The following is a 12,304-nucleotide window of genomic DNA, read 5'->3' as shown; positions in this document are numbered from 1 at the left end:
TAGTTAATTAATTTTTAGTATAGAATAGCCAAATAATCATTATTATATCATAAATGATTCCCAATTATCCAACAAATGTTTAAGCAAAAACTTCTCAAGCTTTTGCTTATTTTTCACAAGAACCAATTGTTTCTCTTTGTCTTCCAAATTAAACCTAATAATAACGGGCTTACACTCTGGGGGGCTCTTTTTAACTCTTATATCATTAATAATTTTATTCAAAGAACTCTGCATAATATCTTGCTCGCTTATATTCTCTTTTTCTAAATAAGCACCTATTTTAATATATCTGTATATCATAGTTCTACTGAATTTATAGTCTAGGCAAAATTCATAAAAATTATCATATCCATCGAATCTGTATAATTTATTCTTCTTTATCTCATAAAGCGCTTTGGCCAATTCTACCCTATTAACAGCTTCTTCTAAGGTCCGGGCCTTAATTTCTTCCTTAAGCTGCCTATATCTTAATCGAGCCTTTTCTTTGCCAGAATCACTCTCAACTCGAGTTACATCCCCCACCCTACTTTTAATAGTATTAAGTATGTCTATTTTCATTTTTATTCCTTCAACATAAATATTTGTAAACCAGTTTACAAATATTTATGTTGTCTTTATGTTTTCAATACCTTCAATAACTTCAGCCACTTTTAAATATTCATTATAATATCTTTCGCTCTCCTGGGGCGCTAATCTATAAGTAATCATCTTCTGGATAGCAGCACTTCTATGAATTTTAATCGGAACATATTCTTGATAAAGCTGTTGCAAGCTATAGAAAAATTCTTTCTTTATTTTTCTATTTTCCTCATAAAGAGTTTGAATAACATAATAACTCTTAAAATCCTGTTTCTGATAAGCACTAATAATCTCTTGCATTTTACTTTTCAAAATATCATAGCTCTCAATTGCCCAGAGCTCTGCTGGCAAAGGAATAACAACCTTAGTAGCAATCATCAAAGAATTAATAAGCTCTTTATTAACTGAGGGGGGAGTATCAATTAATATATAATCATATTCATCGAAATAAGGTGTCAAAATCGTTTTCAACTTATACTCCTGCCCAATAATATTCTCTCCTGAAAATTGAGAAAGCTTAATATGCGATGGAGCAAAGTGTAAATCATCTGTTATCTCATGTACAATACTCATAAAAGACTTTTTAGACTTTAATACTTCGTAAATATTATATTCTCTTATATCTATTTTGTTTTCAAAATAAGGAAGGAAATAAGAAGTAATACTAGCCTGGGAATCAATATCTATAAGCAAAGTTTTATACCTTTTAGAAAAAATAAATCCCAACATTATCGCTGTTACACTTTTGCCAACTCCGCCCTTAATCGAAGAAATAGCTATAACATCTCTCATCTTATACCCCTAGAATCTAAACACTTAAATCTCTTATCATAAAAAAGTTTATCCAAATTATCCTCAGCGACTAAGAGTTCCTCGGACAAAGAATTAACAACGCCAATATCTTTTGCCCTAACCGAAATATTAAGCTTTTTAATCTTATTTTTTATTGTAAAATAGGAGATATTGTTAACCTTAGCCAAAAAAAGAGGAGTATAATATTTTTTCCCCTCATATTCAATGAAAAACTCTTTCAAATTTGTTTTCTCTGTCAAGCTCAACTACCCTTTTGTCATTCTTTCTTTAACTTACACTTAATAAGATTTTGAGCCTCTTCACTTAAAAGCAACTCTCTTTTCTTAAAGAATAAATCCTTAGAAGAAATTATGCCTTCAATCTTATTTTTTTTTATATATCTCGAGAGATAAGAAGAATCGCTGTATCCCATCTCTCTTGAAAATTCTTTAAGGTTTTTTAAAGAATTTAAAAAATTTAGCGTAATTCGCACGAAATTCTATCTCCTAAATAAGTTTTCATTAATAGCACAACTTATTGTCTAACATAACTAACTTTATTATAAACTATGAACATCATTTTGTAAATCAAATTGACAAAATAACTTTTTTGGTATATAAATTAGTATATATAAATTATATTAATAATTATCTTGTTCTTTAAATAAAACTAGAGACAAAAAAGACCTATAATAAAGGTCTTAAACAAACTGAAATAAAGGATAAATCGATGAAAAATTTAAATTTCTTTTTACATAATAACAGCAAACTCAAGAAAAATCAAGTTAGACTAATAAAACTAATTTCCATCCTAAAATATCTAAATAAAAACAGGTTAGGATATAACCAACAAGATATACTCAACTTAGCTAACTTTTTTCTAAAAAAAAGAAGGTTACTCAGTAATTAAAATGAAAACATTACAAAAAGACTTGGGCTTCCTCAAAAAAAACCATGTAATTAAAACATTCATAATAAGACTTGGGGAATACAAAGGTTCAAAAATAAAGTATATGCCAAAAAGAAACGCATATCAAATATTAAAGCAAGTACTCAATTCAACAGAAGAACTATTAGAAAAAACATTCAATATCATACATAAACTAAATAAACAGGAGAAAATCAAAAACAAAACCGAAGAAAAAAATAGAACAAAAAATAGCAGTGTATATAATATAATATATAATAATATAAATAATAAGAAAAAAATAGAAAGAGCAACGAATAGACAACAGCAAATAAAAGAAAAAATAGTAAAAAAGTACACATTGCAAGGGGATACACAACGGGAAACTACCAAAGTCTGATAACAACAAAAATAAAAGGGAATGAAAAAACCAATGCACAAACCAAAATTAAAAAGAAAGAAATATCTACACAAGTATAGAGCCAAAAACTTTCAATTCTTGAAGCTTATATAATACCCTAAAGAGGGTATCAGAAAGAATACAAAAAAGCAAAGATGCAAAAGAAAGACCTCATAATAAAAACACTAGCAAAAACTTATCAAATAACTACAATAATCAAAACACTAATAACAAAAAGACAATAAAAGATCAAAATTGTAAAAACAACCAATCTCAAACAAAGGCTTGGAAAAAACAAAGCCTAAATAATAAAAGACAAAACCCTAAAGCATAGCAAAGAATATTTTAAAAATTAAGAATGGTAGAATAAAAAGCAACAAAGAAAGCACATCTTGTCCATCAAAGTTTATCAACGTATTATGAATTTTGCAAAAATTATGGTGACATTAGCACTCTTTCTCTTAAGAGCATCACCAAAGTCCCAGTAAAACATACTAATATTAACCTTAAAAGCAAATAAATTCGGTTCATTCATTACTTTTTATCATATCGTCAGGTAATGAATGGATTACAAAATCAAATAATCGTTGTAATTTTGGATTGCTTATTGGCAAATAAAACTCGCCAAACTTGATGTATGCAATTTTATTCACAACAGTGCATTTGTAAACGGATTTCTTGGGAGGGGGGGGATAATATAATATCCTGAATGATAACTTTAGAATTTAAGTAAAAAAGGCTAATAAGCAAACAAAAAAATAACATTATGCTTAAACAAGGGACTTCAAAAAAGAATACTTACAGTGGGGATGTTTCAATTGAATCTTTCTTAAGGGAAGAATTTATATGCAAAATAAGAACTTTTTTCCTATCAATTCAAACTCAACATACAAATTACTTAGCAAATGGCATTACATTACAATACGACATTTTCTCAATCAACGAATTTTTTCTTTTAAAGCAAGTGTTTAAACTGGTAGTTTAGATTTTTGTCGGTATATTTACAATATACCTAAATCTAGGCACGGATTACGGCCCATGCAAATAAAAAGAAAACCCCTTGGGGAAGGGGATTATTTAAAAGAATGTATGGTATGAAGTAAATATTGATAATAAATTCTTTTAATTTTAAAAAAGGAGAATATTTAATAATTAAGTATTAGTTCAAAAATTAATCATTTTCAAGTTTTTCCAAAACATTACTCAATATTTTTCTCAAAATTTTAAATAGATGTACCAATAATCATTAATGATCCTGTAATTTCGAGTCATAAAGACAAAGTTACCATTGTTTTAATGATCCGATTAAATTGCAATATAACTTTGAAGCAATTAGTCAAAATTATTCTTAGAGCAATAGGAACAGAAGGATTTCAATAACTTCATGGACGACCTTTCTAAAGAATACAAAGGCATGAATATAAGGTGCCTTACAGGGAACATTTGACTTCAAACTTTATGTCCCATTAATGCCGTTATCGTAAAATCTTGTTCTATACAGGAGAAGTAAAAAGCTCTCTAATATTAACAATGGTAATTTATTGGGCTTCAAATATTAGGAAAAGGTTCGTTATGCCCTCATATTTGGTATTAATAATATGATGAATTTGTTAGAAAAGGGGGAAACACGTGCTTTTAGATTTTTATTATTGCTAAATAGCTAAGGGCCTTAAAAGACAGTGAAAATATTTATTGTAAATATGATATAGGATTTGCGATTAGTTTGTATGTGAAACACAGAGACTCAGTTTGTCGACTTTCAGATTGAGCCTTCTAAATATTGACCGCATTAATAACAGCACACTTGCAAGTTCAACATTGATAATTTCCTTGTATTTATTTTACGGAAATAACGACAATATGTTTTACTATAATTTTTAGATTTACAGTTTCTATTTTGCCAAAAGAATTACAATATATTGGGAGGAATAAATAGATTATTATGATATATGTTTGTTTGGGGGCATATATTTTTTAGAATGCAAGAAAAGAAAGTCCCTACTCCTATGTCTTGTTTTGGAGAGGATTAATAGGAGTGTTGGGGACTGTTGATAGAATTCTTTCTACCGTATTTATATATGTTTATAATATTATTTTATTTTTTTAATTTTGTAAATATTTTTAAACAATTTTATTATATTCGATATCAATACCCAAGATTTTTTGACACAATCAACAGTACAAACAAGTTGCTAACAGGTTGATATTCGGATGTTATTGCCACCGTTTGCCATCGGGATTTATACTAAATACATTTGCACTTATTCTCCTGCTTTAAATCATGATCAAGCTTTTTTATTGCTTTCATAAGTCTCATTTGACCCATTTGCAAGGCAGAAATTTTTCTCCTCTTATTTCTAAAATTTAATTCTTGGTTTATTTTTTTATTCAATTCTTGCATTTCTTTAATTTCTAAGGCACTTGGTTCATAATCGATCCACTTTTTATCTACCCACCCCTTTTCCCATTCATAATATCCTTCATTGTAGTTAGTTCCATTAGACTCATCAAAATGCCTTGAAAGGGCTGATATTACTTTTACGCCGTACTGAAGCATTTTCTCTGTTTCCGTCTTTGCAATAAATTCATCATAATCATAAGTTTTGCCCGTTTGCATATTAATGATATCAACAATTAACTTAAAGGTATTTATGCAGTTCATTGCAATATTGCCAAATGGGAGATCTGGACTACTTAGACATTTAATATTGACTTCATATTTATTCTTTAAGCTTTTAGGTATTTTGAAGAAGTCAACTATAAATCCATCGACTTTGGATTTATAGTTTGCTTCATATTGAGAATTTCCGAAAAAGGTTTCACGATTACCCTCGGTCATGTAATTATCATAATCCAGTATCATAGGCAGTTTTCTTTCTCGGGCATTATATTGTTTAATATTTCTCATCTCATATCCTCAGAAATCAAAATTCTTTTTTTATCTTTATATCATACATTATTATAATATATATTAAATAAGAATGGGTATAAATAGCTGATAATTTTTTAGTCTAAAATTTTTTGCTTGTTTAACAGGGGATTGATATTCATTTACCTGAAATTATTATTTTTATATTTGATATTGTTTTTTTGCTGGCTTGCAATATACTTAATTTATCTTTAACCTTTAACCATTTATAAGAAGCTTTGAGCGAGCAATTTTCTCAAGGCTTCTTATTGCTTTATCTTCTATACAGAACAATAATACAGCTATGCCGGGTTACTTTTATAGAGTTGTTGATATAATCTGATTATTCTAAACTCAGTGAGTTTGAATTGATTCTAATTTTTTAGAAAAAGTTATTAGAGTGATTTATGCACAAGTACTTATATTTTACTATCTATTGGATCTGACTCACACTTTTAAGTCTTTTTGATCAAACGACTGTTAATCAAGCAATATGTTTGAAGTACATTATTATATTGATATAGCATCAAGAATTACTATTTAATAAAAGTGAGAATAAGCTCAAAAAATACCAAAGAAGATAAGGAGGATTATATAAGAAGAAGAAATGCTAAAATAATAGAGACCAAGCTAGATTAAGGGTTGCCAGATTACACAAAAAGATTGCTAATCAAAGAAAATACTTTCTGCATAAACTACCCCTATCCTTTGTAAATAATCATGAGAACATAATAATAGACAACTTGTTAATTAAAGGATATAATCAATTCAAACTCACTGAGTTTAGAATAATCAGATTATATCAACAACTCTATAAAAGTAACCCGGCATAGCTGTATTATTGTTCTGTATAGAAGATAAAGCAATAAGAAGCCTTGAGAAAATTGCTCGCTCAAAGCTTCTTATAAATGGTTAAAGGTTAAAGATAAATTAAGTATATTGCAAGCCAGCAAAAAAACAATATCAAATATAAAAATAATAATTTCAGGTAAATGAATATCAATCCCCTGTTAAACAAGCAAAAAATTTTAGACTAAAAAATTATCAGCTATTTATACCCATTCTTATTTAATATATATTATAATAATGTATGATATAAAGATAAAAAAAGAATTTTGATTTCTGAGGATATGAGATGAGAAATATTAAACAATATAATGCCCGAGAAAGAAAACTGCCTATGATACTGGATTATGATAATTACATGACCGAGGGTAATCGTGAAACCTTTTTCGGAAATTCTCAATATGAAGCAAACTATAAATCCAAAGTCGATGGATTTATAGTTGACTTCTTCAAAATACCTAAAAGCTTAAAGAATAAATATGAAGTCAATATTAAATGTCTAAGTAGTCCAGATCTCCCATTTGGCAATATTGCAATGAACTGCATAAATACCTTTAAGTTAATTGTTGATATCATTAATATGCAAACGGGCAAAACTTATGATTATGATGAATTTATTGCAAAGACGGAAACAGAGAAAATGCTTCAGTACGGCGTAAAAGTAATATCAGCCCTTTCAAGGCATTTTGATGAGTCTAATGGAACTAACTACAATGAAGGATATTATGAATGGGAAAAGGGGTGGGTAGATAAAAAGTGGATCGATTATGAACCAAGTGCCTTAGAAATTAAAGAAATGCAAGAATTGAATAAAAAAATAAACCAAGAATTAAATTTTAGAAATAAGAGGAGAAAAATTTCTGCCTTGCAAATGGGTCAAATGAGACTTATGAAAGCAATAAAAAAGCTTGATCATGATTTAAAGCAGGAGAATAAGTGCAAATGTATTTAGTATAAATCCCGATGGCAAACGGTGGCAATAACATCCGAATATCAACCTGTTAGCAACTTGTTTGTACTGTTGATTGTGTCAAAAAATCTTGGGTATTGATATCGAATATAATAAAATTGTTTAAAAATATTTACAAAATTAAAAAAATAAAATAATATTATAAACATATATAAATACGGTAGAAAGAATTCTATCAACAGTCCCCAACACTCCTATTAATCCTCTCCAAAACAAGACATAGGAGTAGGGACTTTCTTTTCTTGCATTCTAAAAAATATATGCCCCCAAACAAACATATATCATAATAATCTATTTATTCCTCCCAATATATTGTAATTCTTTTGGCAAAATAGAAACTGTAAATCTAAAAATTATAGTAAAACATATTGTCGTTATTTCCGTAAAATAAATACAAGGAAATTATCAATGTTGAACTTGCAAGTGTGCTGTTATTAATGCGGTCAATATTTAGAAGGCTCAATCTGAAAGTCGACAAACTGAGTCTCTGTGTTTCACATACAAACTAATCGCAAATCCTATATCATATTTACAATAAATATTTTCACTGTCTTTTAAGGCCCTTAGCTATTTAGCAATAATAAAAATCTAAAAGCACGTGTTTCCCCCTTTTCTAACAAATTCATCATATTATTAATACCAAATATGAGGGCATAACGAACCTTTTCCTAATATTTGAAGCCCAATAAATTACCATTGTTAATATTAGAGAGCTTTTTACTTCTCCTGTATAGAACAAGATTTTACGATAACGGCATTAATGGGACATAAAGTTTGAAGTCAAATGTTCCCTGTAAGGCACCTTATATTCATGCCTTTGTATTCTTTAGAAAGGTCGTCCATGAAGTTATTGAAATCCTTCTGTTCCTATTGCTCTAAGAATAATTTTGACTAATTGCTTCAAAGTTATATTGCAATTTAATCGGATCATTAAAACAATGGTAACTTTGTCTTTATGACTCGAAATTACAGGATCATTAATGATTATTGGTACATCTATTTAAAATTTTGAGAAAAATATTGAGTAATGTTTTGGAAAAACTTGAAAATGATTAATTTTTGAACTAATACTTAATTATTAAATATTCTCCTTTTTTAAAATTAAAAGAATTTATTATCAATATTTACTTCATACCATACATTCTTTTAAATAATCCCCTTCCCCAAGGGGTTTTCTTTTTATTTGCATGGGCCGTAATCCGTGCCTAGATTTAGGTATATTGTAAATATACCGACAAAAATCTAAACTACCAGTTTAAACACTTGCTTTAAAAGAAAAAATTCGTTGATTGAGAAAATGTCGTATTGTAATGTAATGCCATTTGCTAAGTAATTTGTATGTTGAGTTTGAATTGATAGGAAAAAAGTTCTTATTTTGCATATAAATTCTTCCCTTAAGAAAGATTCAATTGAAACATCCCCACTGTAAGTATTCTTTTTTGAAGTCCCTTGTTTAAGCATAATGTTATTTTTTTGTTTGCTTATTAGCCTTTTTTACTTAAATTCTAAAGTTATCATTCAGGATATTATATTATCCCCCCCCTCCCAAGAAATCCGTTTACAAATGCACTGTTGTGAATAAAATTGCATACATCAAGTTTGGCGAGTTTTATTTGCCAATAAGCAATCCAAAATTACAACGATTATTTGATTTTGTAATCCATTCATTACCTGACGATATGATAAAAAGTAATGAATGAACCGAATTTATTTGCTTTTAAGGTTAATATTAGTATGTTTTACTGGGACTTTGGTGATGCTCTTAAGAGAAAGAGTGCTAATGTCACCATAATTTTTGCAAAATTCATAATACGTTGATAAACTTTGATGGACAAGATGTGCTTTCTTTGTTGCTTTTTATTCTACCATTCTTAATTTTTAAAATATTCTTTGCTATGCTTTAGGGTTTTGTCTTTTATTATTTAGGCTTTGTTTTTTCCAAGCCTTTGTTTGAGATTGGTTGTTTTTACAATTTTGATCTTTTATTGTCTTTTTGTTATTAGTGTTTTGATTATTGTAGTTATTTGATAAGTTTTTGCTAGTGTTTTTATTATGAGGTCTTTCTTTTGCATCTTTGCTTTTTTGTATTCTTTCTGATACCCTCTTTAGGGTATTATATAAGCTTCAAGAATTGAAAGTTTTTGGCTCTATACTTGTGTAGATATTTCTTTCTTTTTAATTTTGGTTTGTGCATTGGTTTTTTCATTCCCTTTTATTTTTGTTGTTATCAGACTTTGGTAGTTTCCCGTTGTGTATCCCCTTGCAATGTGTACTTTTTTACTATTTTTTCTTTTATTTGCTGTTGTCTATTCGTTGCTCTTTCTATTTTTTTCTTATTATTTATATTATTATATATTATATTATATACACTGCTATTTTTTGTTCTATTTTTTTCTTCGGTTTTGTTTTTGATTTTCTCCTGTTTATTTAGTTTATGTATGATATTGAATGTTTTTTCTAATAGTTCTTCTGTTGAATTGAGTACTTGCTTTAATATTTGATATGCGTTTCTTTTTGGCATATACTTTATTTTTGAACCTTTGTATTCCCCAAGTCTTATTATGAATGTTTTAATTACATGGTTTTTTTTGAGGAAGCCCAAGTCTTTTTGTAATGTTTTCATTTTAATTACTGAGTAACCTTCTTTTTTTAGAAAAAAGTTAGCTAAGTTGAGTATATCTTGTTGGTTATATCCTAACCTGTTTTTATTTAGATATTTTAGGATGGAAATTAGTTTTATTAGTCTAACTTGATTTTTCTTGAGTTTGCTGTTATTATGTAAAAAGAAATTTAAATTTTTCATCGATTTATCCTTTATTTCAGTTTGTTTAAGACCTTTATTATAGGTCTTTTTTGTCTCTAGTTTTATTTAAAGAACAAGATAATTATTAATATAATTTATATATACTAATTTATATACCAAAAAAGTTATTTTGTCAATTTGATTTACAAAATGATGTTCATAGTTTATAATAAAGTTAGTTATGTTAGACAATAAGTTGTGCTATTAATGAAAACTTATTTAGGAGATAGAATTTCGTGCGAATTACGCTAAATTTTTTAAATTCTTTAAAAAACCTTAAAGAATTTTCAAGAGAGATGGGATACAGCGATTCTTCTTATCTCTCGAGATATATAAAAAAAAATAAGATTGAAGGCATAATTTCTTCTAAGGATTTATTCTTTAAGAAAAGAGAGTTGCTTTTAAGTGAAGAGGCTCAAAATCTTATTAAGTGTAAGTTAAAGAAAGAATGACAAAAGGGTAGTTGAGCTTGACAGAGAAAACAAATTTGAAAGAGTTTTTCATTGAATATGAGGGGAAAAAATATTATACTCCTCTTTTTTTGGCTAAGGTTAACAATATCTCCTATTTTACAATAAAAAATAAGATTAAAAAGCTTAATATTTCGGTTAGGGCAAAAGATATTGGCGTTGTTAATTCTTTGTCCGAGGAACTCTTAGTCGCTGAGGATAATTTGGATAAACTTTTTTATGATAAGAGATTTAAGTGTTTAGATTCTAGGGGTATAAGATGAGAGATGTTATAGCTATTTCTTCGATTAAGGGCGGAGTTGGCAAAAGTGTAACAGCGATAATGTTGGGATTTATTTTTTCTAAAAGGTATAAAACTTTGCTTATAGATATTGATTCCCAGGCTAGTATTACTTCTTATTTCCTTCCTTATTTTGAAAACAAAATAGATATAAGAGAATATAATATTTACGAAGTATTAAAGTCTAAAAAGTCTTTTATGAGTATTGTACATGAGATAACAGATGATTTACACTTTGCTCCATCGCATATTAAGCTTTCTCAATTTTCAGGAGAGAATATTATTGGGCAGGAGTATAAGTTGAAAACGATTTTGACACCTTATTTCGATGAATATGATTATATATTAATTGATACTCCCCCCTCAGTTAATAAAGAGCTTATTAATTCTTTGATGATTGCTACTAAGGTTGTTATTCCTTTGCCAGCAGAGCTCTGGGCAATTGAGAGCTATGATATTTTGAAAAGTAAAATGCAAGAGATTATTAGTGCTTATCAGAAACAGGATTTTAAGAGTTATTATGTTATTCAAACTCTTTATGAGGAAAATAGAAAAATAAAGAAAGAATTTTTCTATAGCTTGCAACAGCTTTATCAAGAATATGTTCCGATTAAAATTCATAGAAGTGCTGCTATCCAGAAGATGATTACTTATAGATTAGCGCCCCAGGAGAGCGAAAGATATTATAATGAATATTTAAAAGTGGCTGAAGTTATTGAAGGTATTGAAAACATAAAGACAACATAAATATTTGTAAACTGGTTTACAAATATTTATGTTGAAGGAATAAAAATGAAAATAGACATACTTAATACTATTAAAAGTAGGGTGGGGGATGTAACTCGAGTTGAGAGTGATTCTGGCAAAGAAAAGGCTCGATTAAGATATAGGCAGCTTAAGGAAGAAATTAAGGCCCGGACCTTAGAAGAAGCTGTTAATAGGGTAGAATTGGCCAAAGCGCTTTATGAGATAAAGAAGAATAAATTATACAGATTCGATGGATATGATAATTTTTATGAATTTTGCCTAGACTATAAATTCAGTAGAACTATGATATACAGATATATTAAAATAGGTGCTTATTTAGAAAAAGAGAATATAAGCGAGCAAGATATTATGCAGAGTTCTTTGAATAAAATTATTAATGATATAAGAGTTAAAAAGAGCCCCCCAGAGTGTAAGCCCGTTATTATTAGGTTTAATTTGGAAGACAAAGAGAAACAATTGGTTCTTGTGAAAAATAAGCAAAAGCTTGAGAAGTTTTTGCTTAAACATTTGTTGGATAATTGGGAATCATTTATGATATAATAATGATTATTTGGCTATTCTATACTAAAAATTAATTAACTA

15 protein-coding genes and 1 pseudogene are annotated in these 12,304 nt (G+C 28.2%); 9 read left to right on the top strand and 7 right to left on the bottom strand.

Translation table 11 applies throughout. From position 1 onward, the window contains the following. Positions 1 to 42: 42 nt before the first annotated feature. From bhDAH_RS05720 to bhDAH_RS05705, 4 genes are read right to left on the bottom strand one after another with little or no spacing between them, the layout of a single operon-like run. Entirely contained in the window at positions 43 to 558 is a 516-nt protein-coding gene (locus bhDAH_RS05720; protein WP_062706303.1) for a chromosome replication/partitioning protein, read from the bottom strand. 45 nt (positions 559 to 603) lie between these two features. After that, positions 604 to 1,371: a ParA family protein gene (locus bhDAH_RS05715; protein ID WP_062706301.1), complete on the bottom strand. Its 768-nt coding sequence runs from the start codon at positions 1,369 to 1,371 to the stop codon at positions 604 to 606. Then, complete coding sequence (locus bhDAH_RS05710; RefSeq protein ID WP_025407235.1) at positions 1,368 to 1,631, bottom strand: hypothetical protein; 264 nt, start codon at positions 1,629 to 1,631, stop codon at positions 1,368 to 1,370. The genes bhDAH_RS05715 and bhDAH_RS05710 overlap by 4 nt, the downstream gene beginning before the upstream one ends. Positions 1,632 to 1,648: 17 nt before the next feature. Then, positions 1,649 to 1,864 (bottom strand): hypothetical protein, encoded by a 216-nt coding sequence (locus bhDAH_RS05705; protein ID WP_025407236.1) that lies wholly within the window; start codon positions 1,862 to 1,864, stop codon positions 1,649 to 1,651. 236 nt (positions 1,865 to 2,100) lie between these two features. Here bhDAH_RS05705 and bhDAH_RS07655 point away from each other — a divergent pair, with 236 nt between their 5' ends. The 3 genes from bhDAH_RS07655 to bhDAH_RS05695 all read left to right on the top strand — a co-directional run bounded on the left by bhDAH_RS07655 (position 2,101) and on the right by bhDAH_RS05695 (position 3,662). Next, entirely contained in the window at positions 2,101 to 2,280 is a 180-nt protein-coding gene (locus bhDAH_RS07655) for a plasmid maintenance protein (RefSeq protein ID WP_420869286.1), read from the top strand. Position 2,281: 1 nt separating this feature from the next. Next, complete coding sequence (locus bhDAH_RS05700; RefSeq protein ID WP_247098902.1) at positions 2,282 to 2,677, top strand: plasmid maintenance protein; 396 nt, start codon at positions 2,282 to 2,284, stop codon at positions 2,675 to 2,677. A gap of 766 nt (positions 2,678 to 3,443) precedes the next feature. Next, complete coding sequence (locus bhDAH_RS05695) at positions 3,444 to 3,662, top strand: hypothetical protein (protein WP_149029023.1); 219 nt, start codon at positions 3,444 to 3,446, stop codon at positions 3,660 to 3,662. 1,260 nt (positions 3,663 to 4,922) lie between these two features. Here the strand turns inward: bhDAH_RS05695 and bhDAH_RS05690 are convergent. Next, positions 4,923 to 5,585, bottom strand: a complete 663-nt coding sequence (locus bhDAH_RS05690) for a hypothetical protein (RefSeq protein ID WP_062706296.1) — start codon at positions 5,583 to 5,585, stop codon at positions 4,923 to 4,925. 614 nt (positions 5,586 to 6,199) lie between these two features. On the opposite strand from bhDAH_RS05690, the pseudogene bhDAH_RS05685 reads away from it, so the two are divergent. Further along, a pseudogene (locus bhDAH_RS05685) lies at positions 6,200 to 6,343 on the top strand (transposase); the annotation flags it as partial. A 377-nt stretch (positions 6,344 to 6,720) separates the two neighbouring features. Next, the gene (locus bhDAH_RS05680; RefSeq protein ID WP_062706296.1) at positions 6,721 to 7,383 is read left to right on the top strand and encodes a hypothetical protein; all 663 of its coding nucleotides are present in this window, start codon (positions 6,721 to 6,723) and stop codon (positions 7,381 to 7,383) included. Between the two features lie 1,260 nt (positions 7,384 to 8,643). On the opposite strand, the gene bhDAH_RS05675 is transcribed toward bhDAH_RS05680, so the two are convergent. After that, positions 8,644 to 8,862, bottom strand: a complete 219-nt coding sequence (locus bhDAH_RS05675) for a hypothetical protein (RefSeq protein WP_149029023.1) — start codon at positions 8,860 to 8,862, stop codon at positions 8,644 to 8,646. Between the two features lie 766 nt (positions 8,863 to 9,628). Next, positions 9,629 to 10,204: a plasmid maintenance protein gene (locus bhDAH_RS05670; RefSeq protein ID WP_062706298.1), complete on the bottom strand. Its 576-nt coding sequence runs from the start codon at positions 10,202 to 10,204 to the stop codon at positions 9,629 to 9,631. Between the two features lie 236 nt (positions 10,205 to 10,440). Here bhDAH_RS05670 and bhDAH_RS05665 point away from each other — a divergent pair, with 236 nt between their 5' ends. From bhDAH_RS05665 to bhDAH_RS05650, 4 genes are read left to right on the top strand one after another with little or no spacing between them, the layout of a single operon-like run. Further along, positions 10,441 to 10,656 carry a hypothetical protein gene (locus tag bhDAH_RS05665; protein WP_025407236.1) on the top strand — a complete coding sequence of 72 codons (216 nt, stop codon included), beginning with the start codon at positions 10,441 to 10,443 and terminating at the stop codon, positions 10,654 to 10,656. A gap of 17 nt (positions 10,657 to 10,673) precedes the next feature. Next, positions 10,674 to 10,937, top strand: a complete 264-nt coding sequence (locus bhDAH_RS05660) for a hypothetical protein (protein WP_025407235.1) — start codon at positions 10,674 to 10,676, stop codon at positions 10,935 to 10,937. Further along, a complete protein-coding gene (locus tag bhDAH_RS05655; RefSeq protein WP_062706301.1) occupies positions 10,934 to 11,701 on the top strand; it encodes a ParA family protein in 768 nt (255 codons plus the stop codon). The genes bhDAH_RS05660 and bhDAH_RS05655 overlap by 4 nt, the downstream gene beginning before the upstream one ends. A gap of 45 nt (positions 11,702 to 11,746) precedes the next feature. Next, positions 11,747 to 12,262: a chromosome replication/partitioning protein gene (locus bhDAH_RS05650; RefSeq protein WP_062706303.1), complete on the top strand. Its 516-nt coding sequence runs from the start codon at positions 11,747 to 11,749 to the stop codon at positions 12,260 to 12,262. Positions 12,263 to 12,304 lie beyond the last annotated feature (42 nt).

Source organism: Borrelia hermsii DAH (assembly GCF_023035675.1).
In the GTDB taxonomy this organism is placed as follows: Bacteria; Spirochaetota; Spirochaetia; order Borreliales; family Borreliaceae; genus Borrelia; species Borrelia hermsii.
The sequence above is the reverse complement of the archived record's forward strand: the minus strand, read 5'-3'. Positions and strand labels throughout refer to the sequence as shown.

Bases quoted from the DNA above. Each gene is read 5' to 3' on its own strand.
- bhDAH_RS05720 (WP_062706303.1), bottom strand. From the start codon at position 558: ATGAAAATAGACATACTTAATACTATTAAAAGTAGGGTGGGGGATGTA.
- bhDAH_RS05715 (WP_062706301.1), bottom strand. From the start codon at position 1,371: ATGAGAGATGTTATAGCTATTTCTTCGATTAAGGGCGGAGTTGGCAAA.
- bhDAH_RS07655 (WP_420869286.1), top strand. From the start codon at position 2,101: ATGAAAAATTTAAATTTCTTTTTACATAATAACAGCAAACTCAAGAAA.
- bhDAH_RS05700 (WP_247098902.1), top strand. From the start codon at position 2,282: ATGAAAACATTACAAAAAGACTTGGGCTTCCTCAAAAAAAACCATGTA.
- bhDAH_RS05695 (WP_149029023.1), top strand. From the start codon at position 3,444: ATGCTTAAACAAGGGACTTCAAAAAAGAATACTTACAGTGGGGATGTT.
- bhDAH_RS05690 (WP_062706296.1), bottom strand. From the start codon at position 5,585: ATGAGAAATATTAAACAATATAATGCCCGAGAAAGAAAACTGCCTATG.
- bhDAH_RS05680 (WP_062706296.1), top strand. From the start codon at position 6,721: ATGAGAAATATTAAACAATATAATGCCCGAGAAAGAAAACTGCCTATG.
- bhDAH_RS05675 (WP_149029023.1), bottom strand. From the start codon at position 8,862: ATGCTTAAACAAGGGACTTCAAAAAAGAATACTTACAGTGGGGATGTT.
- bhDAH_RS05670 (WP_062706298.1), bottom strand. From the start codon at position 10,204: ATGAAAAATTTAAATTTCTTTTTACATAATAACAGCAAACTCAAGAAA.
- bhDAH_RS05655 (WP_062706301.1), top strand. From the start codon at position 10,934: ATGAGAGATGTTATAGCTATTTCTTCGATTAAGGGCGGAGTTGGCAAA.
- bhDAH_RS05650 (WP_062706303.1), top strand. From the start codon at position 11,747: ATGAAAATAGACATACTTAATACTATTAAAAGTAGGGTGGGGGATGTA.